The organism is Metabacillus litoralis (genome assembly GCF_020524045.1).
In the GTDB taxonomy this organism is placed as follows: Bacteria; Bacillota; Bacilli; order Bacillales; family Bacillaceae; genus Metabacillus; species Metabacillus litoralis_C.
Genome location: NZ_JAIVKL010000038.1, coordinates 1 through 5,631, shown reverse-complemented (window position 1 = coordinate 5,631; position 5,631 = coordinate 1). Strand labels below are relative to the sequence as shown.

Here is a 5,631-nt window from a genome sequence, read left to right as displayed (position 1 = left end):
AAGTTAAGCTCTTCAGCGCCGATGGTAGTTGGGGGTTTCCCCCTGTGAGAGTAGGACGTCGCCAAGTAAAGAGTGGAAAGATCAGTAGAGATACTGGTCTTTTTTTGTGGAGAAAAAGGTAGAAGATATAAAACAGTTTTAATGTTCTATACATGATACTATTTATATCGAAGATATGTATTTATAAGAGATAGAGACTAAAAGGAACTACTAGCCTGAGGCTTGGGAGAAGCAAGAAGGTCAAGGAAGCGCAGCGAATGAAGACCGGAATGTGCGAAGTTGGCACATGAGGATCTGAATGAACAAGCTGACGCGGAGATTCGCCGCTTATCGCAAGCCGAAATCCGGACGCGGAAGTTAAGCTCTAGCGCCGATGGTAGTTGGGGGTTTCCCCCTGTGAGAGTAGGACGTCGCCAAGTAAAGAGTGGGAAAGATCAGTAGAGATACTGGTCTTTTTTTGTGAAGAAAAAGGCAAAATGTATAAAAGTAAATTCAAAGTTTTATACATGATATTGGTTATATCGAAGATATGTATGTAAGAGGTAGAGACTAACAAGCACTACTAGCCAGAGGCTTGGGAGAAGCAAGAAGGTCAAGGAAGCGCAGCGAATGAAGACCGGAATGTGCGTAGTTGGCACATGAGGATCTGAATGAACAAGCTGACGCGGAGATTCGCAGCTTATCGCAAGCCGAAATCCGGACGCGGAAGTTAAGCTCTGCGCCGATGGTAGTTGGGGGTTTCCCCCTGTGAGAGTAGGACATCGCCAAGTAAAGAGTGGAAAGATCAGTAGAGATACTGGTCTTTTTTTGTGGAGAAAAATAAAAAATGCAGAGCCAAAGTTCTATACTTGATATTGGTAACATCTAAGATATTTATGACGACCTTTTACAGGGCTTTCCTCTAGCTTATGTCTTTCATCAGTCCTATGACAGCCATTTACTCATGCTTTCCCCTCGCTTATGTCCGTCATAAGCTCAATGACGACCTTTTATTCGGGTGTTCCTCTCGCTTATGTCCGTCATCGGCTCAATGACGGCCTTTAACTCGGTCATTTCCCTCGCTTATGTCCATCATCAGCTCCAATGATTGTAAGAGTAGAGATTAAAAGGAACTAGCCTGAGGCTTCGGAGAGGCAAGAAGATAAAACTTGAATGCTGAATTCTCTTATATAGTAGGACGTCGCCAAGTAAAGAGTCGGAAAGATCAGTAGAGATACTGGTCTTTTTTTGTATGGAAAAGGTAAAAAAGTAGATTGATTATTTTATTATTATTATCGAAAAAATATGTGTATTAGATAGAGGCTAAGAGAAAGACCACCAAGAAGTTTGGGAGCTGAGTGAGTCTATCTTTTTTCAATCGCCATACGCAAGTTCGAGATGACTCCAAGTAACAATAGTAATGAACAAACTATTTTTTCAAAAGGGGTTCCAAACAATTGTTGAATAAATCCAAACGACCAGAATATAACGAATAACCATAAAATAATTGATATCTCTCTATTGAATTTATATAGTCTATTTGCACCAACAATTAGTGTGAGAGTTCCTCCAATAATAGAAATCACGGAATTAACAATAGAAATCGGTAACTGAGTAGCAATAGAGTCAGATCTTCCGCCATTAACCCAACTTAATGGAATAATCCCGCTTATAATAAGAATATGAATTAAGACTGATAAAGAGTAAAAACAAATCCCCATAAAGACCGCTGTTTTTATATTGATTTTTCTTAAGTTTTCAAACATACAGTTTCATTAACTCCCTCGGTAGAATATATTTCATTTAAAATTTATTGACTTGTTGACCAATTGGCCGGATTTGATGCTTATCCCCTAATGAAGTAATCCTAAAGTCTTCTAACCACTTATATTCAAATTCACTTCCACAAATACCTTTATTCTGAAGAAATAGTAAAACTGAATAAAAGGTAAAGATTATGTTACTACAAGAGCGAATGTCGAATAAGTCTTTAAAGTACAGTTGTACATATAAAATTCCGTAGAAATAGATAAAATTAGTATTTTTATCCTGTTTTTGCAAATGTTAATAGTAATGTAGGAGTAAAGCTTATTTTTAGAGGTGTAAATATTGTTTGTGAGATTTTTGGGTTCAGAGAAGAAATTGATTATATTCGCTTTTGTCACTATCTGTATCTATTTGCTTCCTCTTTACCTTTTAGGTGGAGATGCCCATATTCGGGTTCATGATAATCTTGATTCTAATTTAGCTTGGTATAAGGTTTTGAGTGAAAGTGGACAATTGCTAGGTCCAACTAATGCTACTATTTCTCAAGTGATCAATGGTTTACCTAGAAATGCATATGGACCTGAATATAGTTTAATTGTATGGCTTTATTCGATGTTTCCAACGATGATCGCTTATGCATTAAGTCAAAGTATTACTAGAATTTTTGCGTTTATTGGTATGTATTTATTGTTAAAGGATCAATTTCTTAAGCGAAAGATATATAGCGTAATTAATATAGGGGTAGCCTTAGCATTTGCTTTAACACCGTTTTGGCCATCGGGTATGTTAAGTACTCTTGGAATGCCACTTGCACTTTGGGCTTTTTTACATATTAGGAATAGGGAAGGAAAGTGGACGCATTACTTGGTATTAACTTTACTACCGTTATATTCGAGTTTTGTGTTAGGTTTTTTCTTTTTTCTGTTTGCTATAGGTTTATATTGGGTTGTTGACTTTATTAAGGGGAGAAGAAATTATCATTTTTTGCTTTCTATTGTTTATATGACATTCCTCTTTCTAGTTGTAGAGTATCGATTGGTCTATTCCTTTTTGTTTGATGATGAACCAAATAGTAGGGATGAATATTTTCATGCGAGATTGTCATTATGGAGAGTCATAAGGCTTACCTTTAAAAATTTTGTACTGGGTCATACGCATGTTATGACGGTGCATGGTTTCTTTATATTAGCTGTCACACTTATCTCTTTATATGTCGTAATCATTAAGACGTTATGGAAACAGGAACGAGCTTTTATATTCTTGTTACTCCTAAACTTTTTGTTGTCTACATGGTATGCATTTTGGTTTTATAAAGGTTGGCTTCCGTTAACAGAGAGATTTCACTTTATGGATACATTTAATTTTGCTAGGTTTCACTTTTTACGTCCTCTTATTATTTATGTAGACTTTGCACTTGGGTTGAAAATACTATGGGAATACGGAAAGAGATCTATGTATTATTCGCTATTTTTCATAGCTGCTCAAATACTTCTCTTATTTTGTTTTAATGATGAAATTATTCATAGGAATAAACCTTCAGTAAATGAGTTTTATTCAGTAGAACTATTTGAAGATATTAAGAAACATATCGATTTACCAGTTGAAGATTACAGAGTTGCGAGTATAGGAATACACCCTGCGATTGCTCAATATAACGGCTTTTATACACTTGATACATATAATAACTTTTATCCATTATCTTATAAGTATGAGTTCAGAAAAATTATCGAAAAAGAGCTTGCTAAAAATAAAAAGATAAGAACGTACTTTGATGAATGGGGTGGACGGTGTTATATCTTTACAGATGAACTTGGTAAACACTATATGTTTAAGAAGAATACAAAGAAGACATTAAAAAGCCTTGAACTTAATGTAGAAGCTTTTAAAGATCTGGGGGGAGCTTATATATTTTCAGCCGTTTTCATAGAGAATGCAGAAGATAATCAACTAAAGCTAGAGAAAACATTTGAATCTGATTTATCTGCTTGGAAAATATATTTATATAAAGCTTTATAAATAAATGGAGGTTTTAAGATGAGTAAGCCCGTCCTTACTATTGTTGTTCCTTGCTATAACGAAGAAGAAGTATTGGAAACAACAATCATGATGCTTAATGAAAAATTAACTCAATTTATTAATGATCATTTAGTTTCTGAAGAGAGTAATATTTTATTTGTAGACGATGGTAGTAAGGATCGGACTTGGTCCATCATTTATAAAGAGAGTTTATATAATGGTAAAGTGAATGGATTAAAACTTGCCAGAAATGTTGGTCATCAACATGCGCTTTATGCAGGACTTATTAACGCTAAGATATCAGCTGATTGTGTTGTATCGATTGATGCAGATTTACAAGATGATGTAAATGTTATTAAAGAGTTTTTACAGAAATTTAATGAGGGCTTTGATATTGTTTATGGAGTTCGAGATAAAAGAGAGACAGATCGTGTATTTAAAAAAACAACGGCAGAAGCATTTTATAAGTTTATGAAAAAGTTAGGTGTTAACTTAATTTATAATCATGCTGATTTTCGCTTAATGAGTAAAAGGGCTGTTGAAGAATTAGAAAAGTTTGAAGAGGTAAACCTTTTTCTAAGAGGAATAGTACCGTTAATTGGTTTCCCTTCAACATCTGTCTACTATAATCGTAAAGAGAGATTAGCTGGAGAAACAAAGTATCCTTTAAGAAAGATGCTATCATTTGCGTTTGAAGGTATTACATCATTCTCGATAACCCCTATACGATTTGTATTGTTTTTAGGATTACTTTCTTTTTTTACAAGCATATTATTCGGTACCTATTTTATTAGTCTAAAGTTTCTAGGGGAAACTGAAACCGGTTGGACATCTCTAATTACATCAGTCTGGTTAATCGGAGGATTACAGTTAATTGCCATAGGTTTAATTGGTGAGTATATAGGAAAGATCTATAAAGAATCAAAGCGCCGACCAAGATATAGTATTGATATCAACACATTAAACCTTAAGCAAAGTATAATTGGAAGGACCGTAAAATCAGGTGAGCCTAATCATAGAGAATTATTATAAAAGGATAAATACATTTATACGATTTATCCTAGTTGGGCTAATTAATACGTTCATAGGTCTTTCTTTGATTCTTGTTTTATTAAATATTTTGGGATTATCTTATTGGATATCAACCTTTATCGGTAATAGCATAGGGGCTGTATGTAGTTATATTCTTAATAAAAATATTACATTTAATAGTAATGTAAATAATAGAAAAGGAATTGCTTTATTTACTCTAGTGATATTAGGAAGCTATTTTATTTCTTATTACATGGGCTATTTTTTACTTGATCAAAGAGATTTCTTTCCTAAACTTCATTACATGAAAGAGGTCTGTTTAATTCTATCTGCTGTCATGTATACAATATTAAATTACCTAGGGCAAAAGTATATTGCGTTTAGGTGCTAAAGAAATTAAAGTGGCCGTCCATTAATTACCATTGATAGTGAACTTAGTTCTTGGTATGATATAAATCCAGTCGCTAAAAAGATAGTAACTGGCGATTAATAAGTCGATTGAAAATCTTTGTTGACTTGTTGAATGTTAGATGGTATTATTAATTTCTGTCACCAAAGAAGCTGACAATTATGATATCAGAAACAATAATTTAAGTGTTGACTTTATGAAGCGTTTCGTGATATGATATAAAAGTTGTCACTAAAACAACAAATGATCTTTGAAAACTAAACAAAACCAAGCGTGCCAACGTTAATTTCGATTAACAAAACGTACTATATAGTACAAAAACGAAACAAACTATGAGCAAGTCAAACACTACTTTATTGGAGAGTTTGATCCTGGCTCAGGACGAACGCTGGCGGCGTGCCTAATACATGCAAGTCGAGCGAATTGAT

Annotated in this window: 4 protein-coding genes and 1 rRNA gene; 4 read left to right on the top strand and 1 reads right to left on the bottom strand. The window is 34.1% G+C overall.

All coding sequences use genetic code 11. The features are described from left to right. Positions 1–1,343: 1,343 nt before the first annotated feature. The gene (locus LC076_RS23870) at positions 1,344–1,745 is read right to left on the bottom strand and encodes a hypothetical protein (RefSeq protein ID WP_226671595.1); all 402 of its coding nucleotides are present in this window, start codon (positions 1,743–1,745) and stop codon (positions 1,344–1,346) included. Positions 1,746–2,088: 343 nt separating this feature from the next. Between LC076_RS23870 and LC076_RS23865 the strand changes: the two genes are divergently transcribed. The 4 genes from LC076_RS23865 to LC076_RS23850 form a co-directional block, all read left to right on the top strand. Then, positions 2,089–3,762, top strand: coding sequence for a DUF6044 family protein (locus LC076_RS23865; RefSeq protein ID WP_226671594.1), 1,674 nt, complete (start codon positions 2,089–2,091; stop codon positions 3,760–3,762). An 18-nt stretch (positions 3,763–3,780) separates the two neighbouring features. Then, on the top strand, positions 3,781–4,794 hold the full coding sequence (locus tag LC076_RS23860; RefSeq protein ID WP_226671593.1) for a glycosyltransferase family 2 protein: 1,014 nt from the start codon (positions 3,781–3,783) through the stop codon (positions 4,792–4,794). Continuing rightward, a complete protein-coding gene (locus tag LC076_RS24570; protein WP_226671592.1) occupies positions 4,766–5,185 on the top strand; it encodes a GtrA family protein in 420 nt (139 codons plus the stop codon). Before LC076_RS23860 ends, LC076_RS24570 begins: the two co-directional genes overlap by 29 nt. 371 nt (positions 5,186–5,556) lie before the next feature. Then, a 16S ribosomal RNA gene (locus LC076_RS23850) occupies positions 5,557–5,631 on the top strand; the annotation flags it as partial.